This window comes from Paenibacillus phytohabitans, assembly GCF_013141775.1.
In the GTDB taxonomy this organism is placed as follows: domain Bacteria; phylum Bacillota; class Bacilli; order Paenibacillales; family Paenibacillaceae; genus Paenibacillus_AQ; species Paenibacillus_AQ phytohabitans.
In genome coordinates this window covers 1-19,629 of record NZ_WHOB01000097.1, presented here as the reverse complement: position 1 = coordinate 19,629, position 19,629 = coordinate 1, and the positions used below count along the sequence as shown (strand labels likewise).

Sequence of the window (19,629 nt, the reverse complement as noted above, 5' to 3'; positions counted from 1 at the left end):
CATGGGTCTGCACATTAAAGGATTCATCATACCCTTATTAGTATTGCTTCCGAATCTGATCTTCATTTTCTTCCCGCCCCGGAATGCTCCTGATTCTTTGGCCTCTACACCCCTGATCTTCACGATCTTGGAGCGGGCAGGCCAGATCACTTGCTTCATGATGCCTATTCTCCTGGGCCGTAAGCTTGCAGAGCAGTCCCTTGGCCTGTCTGCCGTGCTGATGGCTGTCTGCCTGCTGATTTATTATGTATGCTGGGCCCGCTTTTACTGGAATGCGAGAGAATTTGCCGTGTTATTCACGCCTTGGCTTGGAATTCCTATTCCTATGGCCGTCTTTCCGGCAATCTACTTCATGCTGCTTGGGTTCTGGCTTGAGTCCTGGCTGCTCCTGATCCCTGCATTCCTGTTTGCCGTGGGTCATTTGGTGAACAGCTGGAATGTTTATACTCAGGTCCGCTAGAAGCCCGCTGGTACCCGCCTCATAACATATCGTCCTGTCTTTCTTTAGATAAAAAACCGCCATTCCCATCAGGCTGAAGTTTTTGCAAACTTGCCCGGAGGATGGCGGTTTCTTTGTAGATCTATTAAGCTTCTGATACAGAAGCTGCAAGCCAGTCCGTTAACCGTGTCGGCGCAATTCGCGGATGATCTCCGGCCGGAACAAGCGAGTGATCCTGCAATGCTGTTCCGAAATAACGTGCCTCCGAATCGCCGACCACCTGACGCACATCCCCCTTAGCCTTCAGCGCTTGCCGGACGAATTCATCCAGAGGCAGCTTATCCGGTCCGGCCAGCTCGGCTATCCCGTTCACTGGGGCTTCAAGGGTATAATCAACCAGCGCAGCTGCTACATCCTCAGAGGCTATGGGCTGTACCCAGGCTGAAGGCAGGCGGACGACATCCCCTTCTGTAGCGGTATAGGCAATGCCCTCGGCGAAGTCGAAGAACTGAGTCGCACGCACGATGGTGTAAGGAATGGGGGAAGCCTGGATCAGCTCCTCCTGAGCCATTTTTCCGCGGAAATAACCGCTCTGCAGCAAGCCGTCAGTCCCCACTACAGATAGCGCCACATGATGCTTCACTCCTGCTTCAGCTTCAGCAGCCAGTAGATTTCGGGTCGTTGTCGCAAAGAATTCCAGCACAGCATCGTCTGCGAACGAAGGTGAATTTGCTACATCAACAACGGCATCAGCCCCTTTAAGCGCTTCTGCCAACCCCTCACCAGTCATAGCATTGATGCCCAGATAAGGTGATGCAGCCACAGTCTCATGACCCAGCCCCTGAAGCCGGCTCACCAATTGCTTTCCAATAAGTCCGCTGCCGCCAACCACTACAATTTTCATGTCTATTTCCTCCTGGTTTATAGCCTATATCCATAGGCCGGTATTTAGTAAACGCTTTGCAACAGACACAAACCGCCCTGCCACGGGCGCTCTGCCTCCATCCTATTTTCTTTGCTGTACATCCTGTAGACAAACTAGACCGGAGTTCCGTGACAAACAGCTCTCTCCCCGCGTAACAGGTTCCGGCACCGTTCCTACTAAACCGCAATTCACCTAATAATTCGCGCAACAAACCAACATAGCAGCAGGCTTATAATAACCATAAGAACAATATAGCGATATTATGGAGGTTATTATGAACTGGAAAAATGCGATTGAGCACACGCTCTCTACCACCCGCCTTAACATCAAGCGCTTTGGTGACAAATCTCCAATTGTAAGCCTGGGCGACGGCAAATATCATCTGACGGACCATACCAGCTGGACGGAAGGCTTCTGGTCCGGCATTCTGTGGCTGAGCTATGAATACAGCCAAGACCCTGAGATTCACGCCGCAGCCATCCGGACGGTTGAGTCCTTCAACAAGCGCATGATTGCCGGGAAGGAGCTTGATCACCATGATATCGGCTTCCTATATTCGCTGTCCGCCAAGGCACGCTGGATCACCGAGAAGGATGAAGCTTCGCGTCTGCTGGCCTTGCAGGCAGCTGATGTACTGATGAAGCGCTGGCGCTCTGCCCCGCAGCTCTTTCAGGCCTGGGGACCGGAAGGGGATGCAGACAACGGCGGCCGGATTATTATCGACTGCCTGATGAATCTTCCGCTGCTCTGCTGGGCCACTGAACAGACCGGAGATCCCAGCTACGCCGAGCATGCCCGGATTCACGCCGAGAAAAGCCGCCGCTTCCTGGTGAGGGGAGATGACTCCTCCTACCATACTTTTTATTTTGACCAGCAGACGGGGAATGCCCTGCGCGGAGGAACCGCACAAGGTTATCAGGACGGCTCCACCTGGACGCGGGGACAAGCCTGGGGGGTCTACGGCTTTGCTTTAGCTTACCGCTATTTTAAAGAGCCTCATTATCTGGAAACCTCCAGAAGAATGGCCCGCTATTTCCTGGAGCATCTTCCCGCCGACCATGTCGCGTATTGGGATTTCGATGCCCCGCAGGAGGAGTCCACTCCACGCGACAGTTCAGCGTCCGCCATCTTTGTATGCGGTCTCCTTGAGCTGCTGGAGCACCTGCCGGAGGAGGACCCGGAACGGGCATGGTATGAGGAAGCCGTCAACAAATCGATGGATTCTCTGCTGAACCGCTACTTTACCGCCGGCAGCCCGTCGGAAGAAGGCTTGCTGCGTCATGGCTCCTATTCAGTCAGAGGGAATTCATCTCCGGATGATTTCATGATCTGGGGGGATTACTTCTTCCTGGAGGCGCTGCTGCGTCTGCAGCAGGGTGTTCCGGGGTATTGGTACGAACGGGGATAGCATGTACTGCATCTTCATTGACTAGAATCTGATCTGCTGGTGCGCAACATCAACTGTGGCATCCGGTTGATACCCTTTATACCGGCAGCCCCCCTTCCGTGAGGCCTGCCGGTTTTTGCTGCACGAAATACAACATTCCCCTCATCAAATCGTCCCAAATCCGGAATTGTTGCAGAAAATGCAGCAATTCTCCTCCTCCAAGCGGCTTAGCGGGATGATTCCTGTATTTCATACAACAATTCTCCCGAACGCCCTGGTATCCGGGAACCAAAGCTGTATTACTTACAACATTTTAGAAGGGAGGATTGGATTTTCACAATTGCCCTGACACAGAGCCATGGATTGGCTGGTTGTTTGCTTAGTTGTTTGGTTGCTTGGTTCGTTCGTTTTTTGCTTACTTGGTTCGTTGCTTGGTTCTTTGCTTACTTGCTTGGTTCGTTGGTTGCTTGGTTGGCGATTGTAGTCTTATAAGTGTGGCCGAAGTCGCAGTTTTATTTTTAGCAGCCTTCTATTTATACTGGAGTTAGTAGTAATAGATTAATAGCAGGTAAGAATGATAGATAAGGGAGCGTCACTGAACATGAGCAGGAACGATCATCCGCCCGAGGGAATGGACCCCGGTTTGTTTATGTACAAATTTAAATATATTGACGGGGAATCCCTCTATTTTCATGCGCATAGGGGAATTGAAATCCTGTACATTTACAGCGGCTGCGGTGAGATCATGGTGGAGAATCAGACCTACCCTATTGAGGATCATACACTGGTTTTGTTTCAGCCCTATCAGCTGCACCGTGTAATGGTTCCTCCGGCAGAAGGCCGTTCCTATATCCGGACCAATCTGACCTTTGATCCTGGTTTCATGGACCATTATCTTTCCGCGTTTCCTATCCTGGGGCAATTCTTCCGGAACCTGTGGAGGGGCAGCCTGCGGCAGCCGGTATTCAACGGAATGAATGACACCCGGATTCCCGAGGTGCTGAAAGAGCTGCACCAGTGCACCGAGCACGCTGCTGCCGGACAGGAAGAGAACACAGGAATTCTCATCCTCCAGCTTATCCGGCTGTTTCAGACCCGGCTGCCTGGTGTCCTGTCCGAAGACAATCTCCTTCATTCACGCGGTAGCTCACATGTCCAGCGGATTACCGAATGGCTGGATGAACATTACAAGGAGCCATTCAGCCTTGAGGCGCTGGCTGCCAGCCTGCATCTGTCTCCCTACCATATTTCGCATGTATTCAAACAATATGCCGGCATCACACTGTCCGAATATCTGATGCAGCGGCGTGTCAGAGAAGCCTGTATCCTGCTCGCCAACACCAGCCAATCCATCGGGGAAATCGCGGTAGAAGTAGGTAATCTGTCCCCGTCTTATTTCAGCCAGATGTTCAAGAAGAATAAAGGAATCTCCCCCGAGAAATACAGGAACAGCATCCATTGAATCTATAACGCGGTGAACCGCTTTTAGTGTTTTAAGTTAACAGGCAGGTTAATGAAACCACACAGTTCTTCGAATCGTATAACCATTATTCAAATTTTCCCAATACAGCTCATACGGAGGTGAACTTGACTGGAGCATTTTTATGACTTGGTTCAATTGGCATTCTCAATTGCGCTCATCTCTTCCTTAGTGTTAATTCCATTCACCCATTTTTCTTTACAAGAGATACACTGGGGTCATGAAACAATTGCTGCAGCCGGTTCAACCTGGTATGTGGCTGTCAGACTGTCTCAACCGGGCAGCATTCAGAAGTGGATAGTACGTACCGTCAGACGAAGAGAAGCACCTGATGATGAAGACCATAGTCCTTCCCCACATTGATATCCATACTTTCAATTAGGGAGGACAACGATGAAAAAGATTATGTTGCTACAAAAATGGGCCAAGCCCATTCTCGTCATCTTGATTGGAGTTATTCCGGTCATTATGCTCAGCGGGTGTTCGGCAGCATCCCAATCCAATCCGATTAATGCCGGTTCACCAGGGATATTTAACCATTTTTTCATTTATCCATTTTCGCTCTTAATCAAATTTTTTGCGGATACCTTTCACGGAGACTACGGATTAGCGATCGTGCTGATGACATTCATCATCAGACTTGCGATCCTGCCGCTCATGATGAATCAAACCAAGAAACAAATGGTTATGAAAGAAAAGATGGCCGTCCTCCAGCCGGAATTAACTGCACTTAAGGAGAAGTATAAGAACGATGTCAGTACGGATGCCAAAAAACAAGAGCAAACCGAGATGATGCAGCTCTACCAGAAGCATCAATTCAATCCCTTAAACATGGGGTGTTTACCGATGCTTCTCCAATGGCCGATCACTCTCGCATTTTATTATGCCATTCGCCGTACCCCGGAGATTGCCGCTCACGATTTTCTGTGGTTTAACTTGGGGACAACAGATATGATTTTGCCGCTGATTGCGGCTGCGGTGTATTACGTTCAGTTCCGTGTGTCTCAATCTCTTTCAGTACAGCCTCAGCAGAATCAAAATAGCCAAATGGCTTTTATCGGATTGTTATCACCGGTTATGATGGGTTTATCTTCTTTTGCTATGCCCGCTGCGTTGCCGTTATATTGGGCGGTAGGCGGTATATTTATTATCGTGCAAACGGTGATACTCAATAAAATGTACACGAAGCCAAATGCAGCGGGTAAAAATCTGCCTGCCAGTGTAGAAGATTTATAAGATTTCAACCAGTCATAGAACAATACTAAATACAAGGCATCTGAGGCGCAGCCTCGGATGCTCTTTTTTTACCTTGGTGGCTCGTTAACGTGGGAACATAAATGCTCCTCTTAGATTCCCAGCCTGCTCAACTGTAAAAGCGCCCTTCCCGCAGGAAGAGCGCCCTCGAAGCTTAGATTGGATTTACGGCAATACCGAGAAGATAATATCGTCGAACAGCATATAGGCGAAGCCGCTGGTATAGAAGCCGACCTTGCCGGACGGGCGGTGCCCCGGATCGCTGCCGGAGAGCCTTGGCGAGCCGTCCACAGATACGGCAATATCTCCGTCCCGGGCCGTCACCTTCACCTCATACTCCGTATCCGGCAGCAGGTCATGTCCAGGCAGGACCGTCTCGGTCAGCTTCTGCCAGGCTGTGTCATACAGGATCCAGGCGGAGGTTCCGTCTGCCCGGGTACGGTAGCCGATCCGGGTGGATCCGGAGCTGTCCTGGCGGTCGAAGATGTACAGGATGCCGTTATCCGGCATCACTGGCGGCGTCTTCAGCTTGAACTCCAGCTGATAAGAAGTGAAGCTGCGGTCGAGCAGGCCGGTAGCACCGTTCAGCAGTTTATATCGGCGGTTCCCGTCCGGATCAGCGGCGATGCTGCGGTTGGGATCTACCGGCCAGCCGTTGCCCCCGTTCTCGAAATCCGTCTCATGCATGATGCTCGAGACGGTTACTGTAATATCCGTCTTAATGAGCGGATTTACCGTTGACACAGCCGAGATAAGGGTCTCCCCTTCGTATACGGCGTGAACCACTCCCGTGCTATCCACCGTGGCAACCGCCGGATTGGCCGACTGCCAGGTTACGCTTGTGTCCGGCGTATCCGCAGGATCAAAGGCCAGCTGCAATTGCCGCTGTTCCCCGGCGGCTATACGCACCTTGCTCTCCGCAGGAATGATTCCGGCCAGCGTAGTCGTAAGTGCCTTGAACTGAATGTCATCGAAGTGCATCTGGCTGACATTGCTGACGTAGAAGCCGACCTTCCCCTCCGCATTATGTCCCGGATCGTTGCCCTTCAGGCGGAAGGCTCCATCCAGATAGACGCTGAGGTCGCCCCCCTTCACTAGCATCTTAACCGCATACTCCGTATTCGGCTGCAGGTCATGCCCGGGCAGCTTCACCTCCTTCAGCACCGTCCAGGCCGAATTGTACAGCAGCCAGGCGGAGCTTCCGTCCGCCCGCGTCTTGTACCCGATCCGGCTGGAGCCGCTGCCAACTTGACGGTCGAAGATATACAGGGTCGCATTATCCCCTATAACCTCAGGTGTCTTCAGCTTGAAGCTCAGCTCGTAATCGGAGAAGGACTTGGCACTGAGCGACGAGGCTCCGTTCAGAATCTTGTACCAGCGGTTCGTGCCAATCTTCTCAATGCTGCGGTTGGCATCCTGGAGCCAGCCGTTCGCACCGGATTCGAAATCCGTGAAGTCCATCACGCCGTCCCCTGCCTCCACGTTCACCGTAACCGTGGCCGTCAGCAGCGGATTCTCCGCCGAGGCTACCGTAATGACCGTGCTGCCGACCGCCTGGCCGGTTACAATACCTGCCGCATCCACAGCTGCGATACCGGGATCGGCCGAAGTGAAGGTCAGGATGGGATGATCCGCGTTCCAAGGAAGCACCGCCGTGCGCAGCTTCAGCGTTTTCCAGCGGTCCACGGTAACTTCGCTGTCATAGATGGCTACTCCCTGAACAGGATAGCTGTCCGTGCCTGCTGTCGTGCCAGCTTTGCCAGTAACGCCGATGTCGTTAAACGGAATGTCTGGGAACCCGGGAATGACATCGAAGACATCTGCATCCGGCCGCAGCGACAGATCGCCTCCCGCCAGGTCGGTGAAGCCGGGATCTGCGGCAGTCACCCAGTTATTGGCGTACTGGACCAGCCCGAACTTGTCGTATGCCCCGTACACATTGGTCGTTACACTGCGCGGAACCGACGGGTTGTAGACGACATTCCCCTGGAACGTATTGGTGTCGGGATAATACCTGTTCTCTGTGAAGAAATCCGCCAGCTCGGGGTACTTCGTCAGATACGGGGTTCCGGTGAAATTATTGTTTGCCGCGAACAGCGCCTGCCACTTCGGCATGTAGTTCAGCGGTACCTGATCATCCGGCTCATCGCCCAGGAACATATCCGCATAATCATAAGGAATTTTGCTGTCGATAAAAATATTGTTGCGGGTCAGGATATGCGCGCCGCCGTTGTTTTTAATAGCCGAATTGCCCATCTTGTAAAAGATATTCTCGTCGATAGTCAATCCCATCGTGAAGTTGTCGGGATATACCCCCTCCACTCCGGCCTTGCTCTCGCCGATGTTATGAAAGTAATTGCGCCTGATGACCGTGCCCCGCTCATGGGGCTGCTCGCCGGCATTCATGTAGATCGCGCCGAGATCCGAGAAGGTGGTGCATACATCATAGATCTCGTTATACTCCACGGTATGATCATTGCCGAAGATTAGCACGCCCGGATGGGGCGCATCATGCAGCTCATTGTGCGACATGCGGTTGCCGACGCCGGACAGCAGCACCCCGGGATTGTAGGCTTTGTGATAGTAGGCAAAATCGTGAATATGCGAATTCTCCACCACATTGTTCCCTGGCGCAAGCGTCGTTTTGTTGCCGCCCGCCAGCGTGACGGCGGTGCCGCCGATATGATGAATATGGGTGCTGATGATGGCGTGGTCCGTTCCCGGTGCTCCTTCAAAGTTGTTGTAATAGAACCGGCTCTGTGTGTTAACAAGTACCCCGCTGTTGGTAAAATTGCGGATCTCGCTGTTCAGAATACGCATATGGCTTCCGCCCATGAACACTGCAGCAGAATCGCGGCCATTCTCAAGCACAAGCTCGGAGAAATCAATGTACGAAGCATTGAGCGCGTTAATCATCGGACTCTTCAGCATCGTCACTTCAATATCCGGGTTATCCGCTGCAAACTCGGCGTTCGGCAGGAAATACAGCTTGCCCGCCTGGCGGTCGATGTAATATTCGCCCGGCATATCGATTTCCTCCAGCAGATTTTGCGCAAAATGGAAGTCCGGATACCAGTTCTTGAAGATGCCGCTCATTTCCCCGTAACGGAGGGTGATGCTTCGGGCAGCCGTGTCAATGGAAGCAATCTTGTTATACGACCATTCCCAGCTGTAGCCGAAGATCCCGTCCAGCCAGATATCGTCTGCCTGGGTCCAGTACTGGGGCCGGTCATACGTATAGGTGAAGGTGCCGCCACGCGTATGCACCTCCCCGTTCGGGTCCTTCCTTGTCGGGCCGGGATCAAGGATTTCATCCATCTGGACGGTGCTCTCATTGGGCCAGCGGGCCAGCGTCATGCCCTGCCCGGCCACATACAGCTCCATCGGCGGCACCTCGCTCAGATCATTGGCCAGATAATAGCCATGACGGCTGAGCTGACCGTAATCAGTGATCCCGAGCGCTGCCAGATCCGCCTCCAGCACTTTGGTTCTAGCCTCTGTACTTATAATACGGCTGAGCACCGACGTGTCCGTAACCGGAACGAACGCTGACTTGGCCAGCTGCTCCGAACCTGACAAAGTCACGGACTCACCCGGATAAGCCATGTAAGTGACCGGCTTGCCGGCTTCGCCTGAATCCTGCTGCCGCAGCTCAAAGCTGGACGTCCGTTCATACCTTCCTTCGCGCAAATACACAGTGACGCCGCCCTCCGGCAAGCCATCCTCCGCTTTCAGCGTCCGGATGGTATCCCGGGCTTTTTCCAAAGTCAGAAACGGGGCATTCTGCGTCCCATTATTGGAATCGCTTCCATTTGTGGCGACATAAATGACCGCCCCTGGAGTCGTGCCCTCCGCTGATACAGTACCCGCAATCGGCGGGGCAGGATTGATCGTGAACAACATACTGGCGGCAAGGGCTGCAAGCAAACGTTTTCTAACCAAGGCTCCTCTTCCTTTCCGGTTGGAATGATAACGGCTCCGCCGGTATTCTATCTTGGCGAAGCCGTCCATGAGCAGCAGGTTCCAGTGATCTCCTCCAAAGGTGCAGGTATACTCTCTATGAGGCTTATTTCTTCAGGCCTTTATCCTTAAGGAATTGCTCGAATTGTTTGGTTACCTCTTCTACATATTTCTCTTCGCCCGCTTCCTTCAGCTTGCCGTATAATGCAGGCCAGGTCTCTTCGAAGTCGAGTGTTCCGGTAACCAGTCCCCGTTTATATTCACCCCAGACCGCATTCAGATTGGCGATCTCCGTATTCACCGGTTCGGAATTGAACTTGAAGGCACCTACAGGATTGACCTCTGAATCGGAATTGATCTTTTTGGTCTCTTCCCAGACATTCTCCGGCTGCCCTTCTTTCAGATAGGAGTTGAATACGCTGCCAAAAACCCAGTCCATATTCGGCAGATAACGGGAATCCGCCTTTGCCTTGATGTACTCCCCATTGGTTCTGTCATAGTGCTCACCAACAACACCATTGCAGAGCAGATTGTACAGCTCCTTATCGGTATTCACCAGATTCAGGAACATCATCGCACGCTCCGGATTAGGAGCCGTACGGCTGATCGACTGGTTGGTCGTAGCCGAATAGCCGTTGGAGAACCAGTCACTAAGCGGAACCGTGATAACCTCGTTGCCGCCGTTTTTGGCCTTCACCTCAGCTTCCACACCCGGCTTCAGAGTAACGTTGAAATCGACCGCAATTTGGCCTTTCACCAGATAATCATTCATTTTTTCTGTAGCTGCATCCTTGTAAATATAGCCTTCCTTATACCACTTGCTGGCCAGCCGGAAATTGTCCAGCTCTTCCTCAGGATAGCGCTGCAATGTATACGTAGGATCATCTGTTTTGATATAGAAATGGTCATCGAGCCCCGGAACTACCCAGTATTTGTCGTCATGGGACTGCGGATTAATGAAGGAAGTGCCGAATAGGCCAAACGGAATGATGTCCGGTTCATTTTGCTTGATTTGGGCCAGGAACGGTTCAATATCGGCAATTTTTTTAATGGAAGCGGTATCAAGATTGTACTTGTCAGCGAAACGTTTCTGGATAATAAATCCGTAACGGGAGCCGTTGATCTGCTGGTTCGGGATACCGTAAATCTCCCCGTCGACCGACAGACCGTCCCACATCACCTGCGGCACATCCGCCTTCAGCTCCGGCGCGTATTCATCAAGCAAGGCATCCATCGGCTGGATAGCTCCTTTGCGCACCAGCTCTTCGGGCTTCAGCATGTAGCCGGTCCAGAGAATGTCAAACTTCTCGCCCGCTGCAAGCACGGTGTTCATCTTCTGCACGTAGTCCCCGATGGCAACAGGCATCAGCTTCACTGTGGCATTAATCTTCGCCTTCACCAGCTTGTTGACTTCCTCCTGCACCTTCTCCTGATCAGCCTGCAGCTGCGACAGCGGATAATACCAGGTCAGTTCGACCGGCTTCAGCTCGCCTGCATTTCCTGATTCCGGGGCCGCACTTTGCGCGGTTTCTGCTCCACCGCTTCCTTCGGTACCTTTCCCGGCATTACTGTTGCCGCCGTTATTGTTGCCTCCGCAGCCGGATAGCACCGATGAGGCGAGCAATACGGATGCCAGAACTCCAAACAGCTTCTTTTTCATGTAAGTGACCTCCTGTACTTTGTACATGTAATTGTATGTTAACCCTTTAGGGAGCCAACCGTAAGCCCTTTGACGAAAAACCGCTGGAAAAACGGGAAGATCACCAGCATCGGTCCGCCGGCCAGTACAGCAATCGCCATCCGCGCCGAGCTGTTGGGGAAACTCGATAGATCGATGCCCAGCTGTCCGGTAAATTCAGAGTTCGTAGTGAGAAATTCGATGCTGTTGAGCGTCCGCACCAGTAGCAGCTGCAGCGGCACCTTGTTCGGATCGTCGATGTAGAGCATCGCGTTGAACCATTCGTTCCAATACGTGAAGGATATCAGAAGACCCAGAGTAGCCAGCGCAGGCGTAGACAGCGGCAGAATAATCTTGAAGAAAATACGGAATTCACGCGCCCCGTCGATTTTGGCCGATTCAATGATCTCCAGCGGAATTTTGGACATGAAGCCTTTCATGACCATGATGTTGAACGGTGACAGCAGAATGGGCAGAATCAGCGCCAGCAGGCTGTCTTTCAGATGCAGATATTGCGTAATGAGAATGTAGGAAGGAACGAGCCCCCCGCTGAACAGCATGGTGAAAAATACATAGAAGGTCGTCGCCCGGTTATACCGGTAATCTTGCCGTGAGATCACGTATGCAGTCATCGCAGTCAGGAGCAGACCGGCCAGCGCACCAATAATGGTCACCGTGAAGGTTACCCCGTAGGCCCGGAGCAGAATGTCAGGAGCGTCCAGCAGATAGCGGTAGGCATCCAGACTGAAGGTTGTAGGGATAAACTGATACCCGTTTTCGGTCAGCGACTTCTCATCCGTCAGCGATACGGCGATGACCAGCAGAAACGGCAGGACGACCACAATCGACAGCACCGTAAACAGCAGATTAATGAACAGCTTGGAAAATTCGAATTTCTTGCCCACGCTAAGGGCACCTCCTTACCACAGGGAATGTTCAGAATCAATTTTGCGCACGATTCCGTTTGCCGTCAGCACCAGCACCAGACCCACAACCGACTGGTAAAAGCCTGTAGCCGCGGACATGCTTACATTGCCGACTTCACGCAGCGCACGGTACACATAGGTATCGATGATATCTGTAGAGCCGTAGAGAAAACCTGAGTTGTTCGGGATAAAATAATGCAGGCCGAAGTCGCCGCGGAACATGTTGCCGATAGACAGGATCAGCATAATGATGATGATCGGGGCCATCAGGGGGATTGTGATTTTGAACGCCATCTGCCGTTTGGTCGCCCCGTCGATCCGCGCTGCCTCGTAATATTCGCTGTTAATGCCAATAATGCCGGCAAAATAAATCAGCGTGTTGAACCCCACCACTTTCCATAATTGAACCAGAATGAGAATCACCGGCCATGGCCCCGCATTCTGGTACCAGCTCACCGGATTCAGCCCGAAGGATTCCAGAGTGCGGTTGATGAAACCATCCGAATGGTTCAAGAAGGCATAGGCCACATAACCCACAAGTACCCAGGAAAGGAAGTGTGGCAGAAACAAGGCTGTCTGGTAGAACTTGCTCCACTTGGCCTTGATTTCGTTCATCAGAATCGCCAGCAGCAGTGCTGCCGAGGTACCCACCACAATGTAGGCGGTATTATATAGAACCGTATTACGGGTTATCCGCCACGCCGTATCCGTAGTGAATAAATAACGGAAATTATCCAGTCCCACCCACTTGCTGCCGAAGATGCCGAGATCATACCGGTAATTTTTGAAGGCGATAATCAGGCCGATCATTGGAATATACGCAAAAATCAATTTGTACAGGAGTCCCGGCAGCGAGAGCAGAAACAGCTCCCGGTTGTTCCGGAAATGGTGAAGCTCTCTTCCAATCCGCGTTCTTCTGCGCGTTCCCGGCGGCGTACCTGAATTTGCTCTTTGTTCCGCTAGTGGAACCTTATTCAACATAACCAAAGCCCCTTCCTTTCCTTCCTTAGCTGCAGCTGGTTGCCTGTGTACCAGGCTTTGCATGACTAACAATAGCGTGAATCAGGCTTCGGCGTTACTGTACAATTGCAAGATTGCTGTAAAGAGGGGCTGTATTGTTGCCAGTTTCCTGTTCCGGCCGGGCGAAGCCATACGTGGCGCAGCAAAAAGCCCGCTAAATGAACATCGCTCATTTAGCGGGCCTGGCTTAAGGCTGAAAAAACTTGTTTATTTGCTTTTGTTTACTTGCTGCGGTCAATGGCAGACTTCAGGCGGTATTCCTTCGGTGTCGTTCCATAACGGCGTTTGAACAGGCGGTAGAAATAGCTTTCGTTGCCGAACCCGACCTTTTCCATAATCTCTGTAACGGTCAGGTCCTTCTGCTCCAGGTACTCTTTGGCATAGGCCAGGCGGGCTGCATTGATCTGATCCACGACTGTCGTGCCTTCCTGCGCTTTGAATACCTGTCCCAGATAGACCGAATTCATCTTGAGCATATCGGCAATCCGCTGTACATTCAGATCCGGATCGGCGTAATGCTTATCAATAATTTCCTTCACTGTTTCGGCCAGCAGCCGGTTCTTATCCTCCCGCCCGCTGCGCCGCTGCTCAGCCACCTCGCGCACAACCTCCAGAAGTACGGCCTCAATCTCATCCAGCGTCTCTTTTTCCAGAATACGCCGGTTAACGGCCTGCAGGTTGACCGATACCGGGTTGACGTTGCGGTTATTCATCTCGCCAAGCGTATTGCTTAAGGTGACCGCAAGATGAAGAACCGCCGAGAACATATTCTCGTAGCTGAAGCTGCCGAGCAATTCTCTCCATTTGCGGATCGTCTGCTCTGTCTCTGCCAGATCCCCGCCCTTCAGTCCTTCTGTCAGCTGCCGTTCCAGCTCCTGCGGGATACGCAGCGATTCATTCCGCTCATTCTCCCGCAGCATTTCAGGCTCAATCACTGCTCCCTTGCCGAAGACCATCCGGTAGTTCGAGTGACGCATGGCCAAATTGTAATGCCGGGTGATGCAGCGGTAATCCGTGAACACTTCGCTCAGCGTAACCGTAAAGGTAATATGGTAGTAGTCAAAAATCGTCTGCTGAAGCTCCCGGAAGCGCTCTTCCAGCTTCGCAAGTGTCCCGGCTCCGCTGCCGGTGATGAAGACCAGATGGCCGCTTTTCATATCAGCCGCTTCACAAGTGCCTTCCAGCCGCAGCTGCTCCTGGCCGATATTGGCAATGGCAAAGTACAGCAGGGATTCCATCGGCAGCCCCGGATCTGCCGAAAGCCCCTGCAGATTGTCGATCTGCACCAGCGCCAGCCGCAGCGGCGACGGATAGGCGATGTCTATTCCGTGCTGCTCCCTGATCTGGAGGAATGCCTGTTCATCGAGGCTCTGGCTTGACCCGATCAGGCTGCGCAGCTGGTAGAGCTTCGCAATATTGGACTGCGAGGCCCGTTCCAGCTCCAGACCCTTCAGCTTGCTGATCATCTCGGTTACATTCGCCGCAATCAGCGACAACTCATCCTTCGCCTGCGGAGCACCGCGTACATCCTGCGGCACCAGCGTCAGCAGCTGGCCCACCGGCTTATACAGCCGCAAGGCAAAGCACACGGATAGCAGGATAGCGAGCAAAGCAACAGACAGCGTGACCGCGATCTCCGTCCATTTCATCTGCCGTACGCTGCCCAGCACAACATCGTAATCCTGCATGCTGACGATCTGCCAGTTATTCAGCGCTTTGCTCAGATAAGTGACCTTGTACTTCCTGTCTCCATACGTTTCGTTAAAAGAATTAAGCGGCGTGGCTGAAGAAGCAATCCGCGGCAGCAGGTCCGCCTTGATGTCAAGACCCGCCGGAAGCAGCCCGTCGGTTGAAATTAGCACCTCGCCGTCACTGTCCGTAATGAAGAGGACATCATCTTCCCGCTCCGCCACATGATTAAGCGCTTTCATATTATCCAGCATCCAGCCCGGCTTCACCGTCAGAATCAGCACATTGTCATTAATGGAACCGAGAGTGTCCCCGTCATATATAAAGATCGCAAATACGTCTATCCCATCATCCTTTCCGTCAAGGTCCAGCGGAATCAGCTGCAGCTTCGGCAGATCCGCCCGCGAGGCCATATAGTTCTTAAGGGAATCGTACAGGAGACTATTGTTAATTTCATGGTTAAGCGACGAGAAGAACCGGTGCTGGGCCCCATTGTAAAAGACGGCAGCATGCAAATACGGGGAAGCTGCCACCGTATGGTTGAGGCGCTCAATCTTGAGAATGCTCTGCCTGTAATCCGCACCGGACTTCAGGGCGAGCAGCTCTTCGTCATTGTACAGCGAAACCGCCAAATCCTTCACGATACCATTCATATTCTCAATATTGTAATTGATTTGGGTCAGCAGCTTGCGGTCGGCTTCGTTCTGCAGGCTGAGCACCTTGCCACGGGCATTCGAGTTCACAAATAGCGAAGCCACAGCCAGTGTGGCAACAACAAGCATAAAGCTGAGTATAATCCGCTGTAAATATTTCCGCGAGCGGATCGTCTGTAGTACATTCATAGGTGATCTCTCCCGGCTCATAGGGTGACCTTAATATAATCCCGCGCCATTTTGCTTGTCAATCCGCTTTTCCGCGGGCCGCCTCCCCCGATTCCTCCGCACCCGGCAGCGTATCCGGCTCTGCATCGAACAAATTCCGCAGAAGTGTCCGTGCGATTACCCCGTGTCCCGCTGTGTCCGGATGGATTCCGTCGCCATAGCTATACGAGGCATTCAGTGACCGCTCCTGCCGGATATGCTCCAGCAGCGGAATGCGCAAATCGATGATGCCGTCCGCAGGACATTCACCGGACAGAAGCCAGCCCGCATAACACTCCAGCACCTTGTCATAATCCTTGTAAGGAGCCAGATAGCTGAAATCAGCCGCATCCGCCGGCTGCAGCCGGCCGTTCATGGACGGAGCGTCGAATGGCGGCGGTGTCATCAGCACAACTGCAGCGCCAGCTTCACGGATTTGTGTGCTCAGCTGCTGCATCCCCGCCTGATAGGCTGCGAAACGCTCTTCCGACAAGGGATGATAAATCCCGTCATTCATCCCATAGCAGGCTACGGCTACACCCGGAGACGCTGCCGCAAGCTCTCTTGCCAGCCGTTCATGGATGCAGGGCCGCGGGAACGGATGCGCCGCTTCGCTGAGGCTCGAGGCTGTCTCGCTGGGGACACCGCACGGGATGAGCTCCACCGCCAGATCCGGGCGGTGCTGCTTCAGCCATTCCCGGATTAAGCGGATATACAGGCCATCCGCCGTAATGCTGTCCCCGAGGAACATAATCTTGAGATTCGCGGTTTTTTTTGTCACGCTATCGATAATCGTATTAATATTTAAAGGCAGCATATCTTCCCTCCTGATCATTGCCATTTCCCCGGCTTGGCTTATGCCAAGCGGTTCTACTGCAATCTAATGGTAGCGCCCCCTGCCTTTTTCTGCCTTAACGATCCCGACTTTCTTTAGCATGATATCGACATGACAGCGCTCTTGGCAGCACCCGAAGCGGCCCTTAGATTTCCTCCGTATCAGTAGAGGCAGCTGTATCTTCCCTCTGACGCAGCCGCCGGCGGTACGCTCCGGGAGTCAGTCCAAACCTCGAACTGAACAGGCGCGTCAGATAGTTGGGATCTTGAATGCCTACCCGTTCGGCAATATCCGAAATACCCAGCACCGTACCGCCCAGCAGCTTTTTGGCTTCCTCCAGACGCAGATGAAGTACATATTGCAGCGGCGTGGTGCCGATATGCTGTTTCATGCACCTCGTAATATAATCCGCCTGGAAATGCAGTTCCTCTTCAAGTCCGGCAAGATTGAACGGCTGTCTCCAGTGGACATCCAGGTAGCCTGCCGCTGCCCGGGCCAGCCGGACCGCCGGCTCCGGCTGTGCAGTCCGTGTGCATTCCGCCTGAAGCGCCTCCAGCAGCCCGGCCAGCAGCAGGTGGAGACGCAGCGCATTACCTGCACTCAGCCTGCTGTGGATCTCGTTCATCTCATGCAGAATCGGCTCCAGCGTCTCTACGTCGACTGTGGCGTATTTTGGCATATACAGACGCTGCTGTGCAGAGGGTTCCTCATCCTCCACCGTTCCCTTGGCCAGCAGGGATGACCAGGGAATATCCTCCCGCCGGATATATGCCGGCTTAGATTCATGGATGAAGTGCACCCAGTATATTTCTGTATCCTCCTCACACGCCCGGTAACCTTCATGCGCCAGTCCCGCCTCCAGCACCAGCAGCTTTCCCGGACCCACCGCATACTCCTTGTCCTCTTCTCTCATATAGAGCGTTCCGTGCTTCACCAGCAGCAGATCATACACACCGAAGGTACGGGCGAAATGCCGGTCTCCCGGCGGCCAGACGGCATGTCCCACCGTGACGAATTGCGGCAGCGGCGGAATCGCTAATTCCAGACACAGCACTGGCTATCTCTCCTGTCCAAGTCGATTTTGTGCTATTCAAAGTCTATAATATCACTGGCTGCCCCGCCATAAAAGAGGTACATTGACTGGGAATCCGCTTTTCATCCAAATCGTATAAGGGGCTGTGTATCCATGCGTTTTCGTCAGGTCCACCTGGACTTCCATACTTCCGAATTCATTCCCGGCATCGGCAAAGATTTCTCCAAATCCCAGTTTCAATCCATGCTGCGTGCCGGTCATGTTGACTCTGTTACAGTGTTCTCCAAATGCCATCACGGCTGGGCCTATCACCCCAGTGAAGCCAATGAAATCCATCCGCATCTCTCCTTCGACCTTCTGGGGGACATGATCAGTGCGGCTCACGAAATCGGAGTCAAGACACCGGTATATCTGTCCGCTGGCCTTGATGAGAAGCTGGCCCGCCGCCATCCCGAGTGGCTGATCCGTGATGCAGAGGACCGCACACGCTGGGTGAAGGACTTCATGACGCCGGGTTATCATGAGTTTTGCATGAATACACCTTATCTGGACGTTTTGCTGGCGCAAATCCATGAAGTAGTTTCCCGTTATGATGCTGACGGTATCTTCCTCGATATCGTCGGCGGCCGTAAATGCCGCTGCCAGTACTGCGTCTCGGCACTGCAGGCAGCCGGCCAGGATCCCCGCGATGAAGCAGCCGTTACTGCCCTCGGTGAACAGACTTATCTGAATTATGCACGCCGTGTCCGGGAGACGATTGACGCGGTAAAGCCAGGCCTTCCGGTCTATCATAACAATGGTCATCAGCAGCGGGGCCGCCGTGATCTTGTCCAGGTTAACAGCCACCTCGAGCTGGAGTCGCTCCCAACCGGAGGCTGGGGCTACGATCACTTCCCGCTGTCGGCACGGTACGCCCAGACCCTGGGCATGGAATTTCTAGGCATGACCGGCAAATTCCATACCTCCTGGGGAGAATTCGGCGGCTACAAGCATCCGAACGCCCTGCGGTATGAGGCCGCGCTCAGTCTCGCCCACGGTGCGAAATGCTCCATCGGTGACCAGCTTCACCCTTCGGGGTTTTTGGATGAAGCGACCTATGCCCTAATCGGCGCTGCCTATGCCGAGGTAGAGGCGAAGGAGCAATGGTGCAACGGAGTGGAGTCCGTTGCGGACATCGCTGTCCTGTCCCTGGAGGCAGCGCGTGAAGCCTGTCCCGGCGGACAGGAACTGAAGGGACATCGGAATCTGGCTGATGCAGGAGCAGTGCGTATACTGAGTGAAGGGCACTACCTGTATGACATCGTAGATACATTCAGTGATTTCGCCGCTTACAAGGTGCTGATTCTGCCGGATGAAGTACCGGTACGGCCGGAATTGGCTTCTGCTATTGAAGCCTTTATCGCAGAAGGCGGCAAAGTGTTGGCCACCGGCCGTTCAGGACTCAATACGGCAGGTGATACCTTTGCGCTGAATCTGGGAATCAGCTGGCTGGGAGCCAATACCTACCGGCCTTCTTACTTTAAGCCGTATTTCACTCCCGGCGCCCTCCTGTCTGCTTCCTATGTTATGTATGGTGAAGGTCAGCTGGTAGAATTGCGGGAAGGACAATCGCTGGGTCACCTGGAGAATCCGTATTTCAACCGCGATGTCTTTACTTTCTGTTCGCATCAGCATACACCCGGTACCAGAGAAGATAATGGACCGGCCATGGTTGAGAGCAGCAGCGGTATCTACATCGCCTGGGATGTGTTCAGCGACTATGCGGAAGGTGGCCACCTTATCCTCAAAGAAATGGTGCTGCATGCGCTGTCCCGGCTGCTGCCGCGTCCCACCCTGCGCACTTGTCTGCCGGCCCGGGGAATAACGACCCTGCAGTACCAGCCGGCGGAGAAGCGCTATGTGCACCATCTGCTCTATGCCGCCCCTGTACTGAAGGGCCGTATCGAAGTCATCGAGGACATCGTGCCGCTGCGGGACATTTCTGTCAGCCTGAACCTTCCGTCTCCTGCCCAAGTCCAGCGGGTCTATCTGGCTCCCTCGATGACTGAACTGCCTTTCACAGCAGGCCGAAACGGTGAGCTCACATATATGGTTCCTTATCTCGAGAATCACCAGATGGCAGTGATAGAGCTTGCCCCTTAAA

14 protein-coding genes are annotated in these 19,629 nt (G+C 53.2%); 5 read left to right on the top strand and 9 right to left on the bottom strand.

All coding sequences use genetic code 11. From position 1 onward, the window contains the following. Nucleotide 1 precedes the first annotated feature (1 nt). Nucleotides 2–460: a hypothetical protein gene (locus GC101_RS33695; protein ID WP_171720857.1), complete on the top strand. Its 459-nt coding sequence runs from the start codon at nucleotides 2–4 to the stop codon at nucleotides 458–460. A gap of 124 nt (nucleotides 461–584) precedes the next feature. Here the strand turns inward: GC101_RS33695 and GC101_RS33690 are convergent, their stop codons facing one another. After that, nucleotides 585–1,343, bottom strand: coding sequence for an SDR family oxidoreductase (locus GC101_RS33690; RefSeq protein WP_171720856.1), 759 nt, complete (start codon nucleotides 1,341–1,343; stop codon nucleotides 585–587). Between the two features lie 295 nt (nucleotides 1,344–1,638). Here GC101_RS33690 and GC101_RS33685 point away from each other — a divergent pair, with 295 nt between their 5' ends. Next, nucleotides 1,639–2,772, top strand: a complete 1,134-nt coding sequence (locus GC101_RS33685; protein WP_246354635.1) for a glycoside hydrolase family 88 protein — start codon at nucleotides 1,639–1,641, stop codon at nucleotides 2,770–2,772. Nucleotides 2,773–2,848: 76 nt separating this feature from the next. On the opposite strand, the gene GC101_RS33680 is transcribed toward GC101_RS33685, so the two are convergent. Then, complete coding sequence (locus GC101_RS33680) at nucleotides 2,849–3,004, bottom strand: hypothetical protein (RefSeq protein ID WP_171720854.1); 156 nt, start codon at nucleotides 3,002–3,004, stop codon at nucleotides 2,849–2,851. 348 nt (nucleotides 3,005–3,352) lie between these two features. Between GC101_RS33680 and GC101_RS33675 the strand changes: the two genes are divergently transcribed. Further along, nucleotides 3,353–4,213 (top strand): helix-turn-helix transcriptional regulator, encoded by an 861-nt coding sequence (locus tag GC101_RS33675; RefSeq protein WP_171720853.1) that lies wholly within the window; start codon nucleotides 3,353–3,355, stop codon nucleotides 4,211–4,213. 411 nt (nucleotides 4,214–4,624) lie between these two features. Continuing rightward, nucleotides 4,625–5,467: a membrane protein insertase YidC gene (gene yidC / locus GC101_RS33670; RefSeq protein WP_171720852.1), complete on the top strand. Its 843-nt coding sequence runs from the start codon at nucleotides 4,625–4,627 to the stop codon at nucleotides 5,465–5,467. A gap of 183 nt (nucleotides 5,468–5,650) precedes the next feature. Here the strand turns inward: yidC and GC101_RS33665 are convergent, their stop codons facing one another. The 7 genes from GC101_RS33665 to GC101_RS33635 form a co-directional block, all read right to left on the bottom strand. After that, on the bottom strand, nucleotides 5,651–9,427 hold the full coding sequence (locus GC101_RS33665) for an Ig-like domain-containing protein (protein WP_246354634.1): 3,777 nt from the start codon (nucleotides 9,425–9,427) through the stop codon (nucleotides 5,651–5,653). A gap of 124 nt (nucleotides 9,428–9,551) precedes the next feature. After that, nucleotides 9,552–11,105, bottom strand: a complete 1,554-nt coding sequence (locus tag GC101_RS33660; protein ID WP_171720850.1) for an ABC transporter substrate-binding protein — start codon at nucleotides 11,103–11,105, stop codon at nucleotides 9,552–9,554. A 38-nt stretch (nucleotides 11,106–11,143) separates the two neighbouring features. Further along, nucleotides 11,144–12,028: an ABC transporter permease subunit gene (locus GC101_RS33655; protein ID WP_171720849.1), complete on the bottom strand. Its 885-nt coding sequence runs from the start codon at nucleotides 12,026–12,028 to the stop codon at nucleotides 11,144–11,146. Between the two features lie 15 nt (nucleotides 12,029–12,043). Then, nucleotides 12,044–13,030, bottom strand: a complete 987-nt coding sequence (locus tag GC101_RS33650; RefSeq protein ID WP_171720848.1) for an ABC transporter permease — start codon at nucleotides 13,028–13,030, stop codon at nucleotides 12,044–12,046. Between the two features lie 260 nt (nucleotides 13,031–13,290). Beyond that, on the bottom strand, nucleotides 13,291–15,600 hold the full coding sequence (locus GC101_RS33645) for a helix-turn-helix domain-containing protein (RefSeq protein ID WP_171720847.1): 2,310 nt from the start codon (nucleotides 15,598–15,600) through the stop codon (nucleotides 13,291–13,293). Nucleotides 15,601–15,658: 58 nt separating this feature from the next. Beyond that, the gene (locus GC101_RS33640) at nucleotides 15,659–16,435 is read right to left on the bottom strand and encodes a GDSL-type esterase/lipase family protein (RefSeq protein ID WP_171720846.1); all 777 of its coding nucleotides are present in this window, start codon (nucleotides 16,433–16,435) and stop codon (nucleotides 15,659–15,661) included. Nucleotides 16,436–16,598: 163 nt separating this feature from the next. Further along, nucleotides 16,599–17,507, bottom strand: coding sequence for a helix-turn-helix domain-containing protein (locus tag GC101_RS33635; protein WP_171720845.1), 909 nt, complete (start codon nucleotides 17,505–17,507; stop codon nucleotides 16,599–16,601). Nucleotides 17,508–17,639: 132 nt separating this feature from the next. Here GC101_RS33635 and GC101_RS33630 point away from each other — a divergent pair, with 132 nt between their 5' ends. Continuing rightward, nucleotides 17,640–19,628, top strand: coding sequence for an alpha-amylase family protein (locus tag GC101_RS33630; RefSeq protein WP_171720844.1), 1,989 nt, complete (start codon nucleotides 17,640–17,642; stop codon nucleotides 19,626–19,628). Nucleotide 19,629: the final 1 nt, after the last annotated feature.

Bases quoted from the DNA above. Each gene is read 5' to 3' on its own strand.
- GC101_RS33675 (WP_171720853.1), top strand. From the start codon at position 3,353: ATGAGCAGGAACGATCATCCGCCCGAGGGAATGGACCCCGGTTTGTTT.
- GC101_RS33645 (WP_171720847.1), bottom strand. From the start codon at position 15,600: ATGAATGTACTACAGACGATCCGCTCGCGGAAATATTTACAGCGGATT.
- GC101_RS33660 (WP_171720850.1), bottom strand. From the start codon at position 11,105: ATGAAAAAGAAGCTGTTTGGAGTTCTGGCATCCGTATTGCTCGCCTCA.
- GC101_RS33640 (WP_171720846.1), bottom strand. From the start codon at position 16,435: ATGCTGCCTTTAAATATTAATACGATTATCGATAGCGTGACAAAAAAA.
- yidC (WP_171720852.1), top strand. From the start codon at position 4,625: ATGAAAAAGATTATGTTGCTACAAAAATGGGCCAAGCCCATTCTCGTC.
- GC101_RS33690 (WP_171720856.1), bottom strand. From the start codon at position 1,343: ATGAAAATTGTAGTGGTTGGCGGCAGCGGACTTATTGGAAAGCAATTG.
- GC101_RS33695 (WP_171720857.1), top strand. From the start codon at position 2: ATGGGTCTGCACATTAAAGGATTCATCATACCCTTATTAGTATTGCTT.
- GC101_RS33680 (WP_171720854.1), bottom strand. From the start codon at position 3,004: ATGAAATACAGGAATCATCCCGCTAAGCCGCTTGGAGGAGGAGAATTG.
- GC101_RS33685 (WP_246354635.1), top strand. From the start codon at position 1,639: ATGAACTGGAAAAATGCGATTGAGCACACGCTCTCTACCACCCGCCTT.
- GC101_RS33650 (WP_171720848.1), bottom strand. From the start codon at position 13,030: ATGTTGAATAAGGTTCCACTAGCGGAACAAAGAGCAAATTCAGGTACG.
- GC101_RS33630 (WP_171720844.1), top strand. From the start codon at position 17,640: ATGCGTTTTCGTCAGGTCCACCTGGACTTCCATACTTCCGAATTCATT.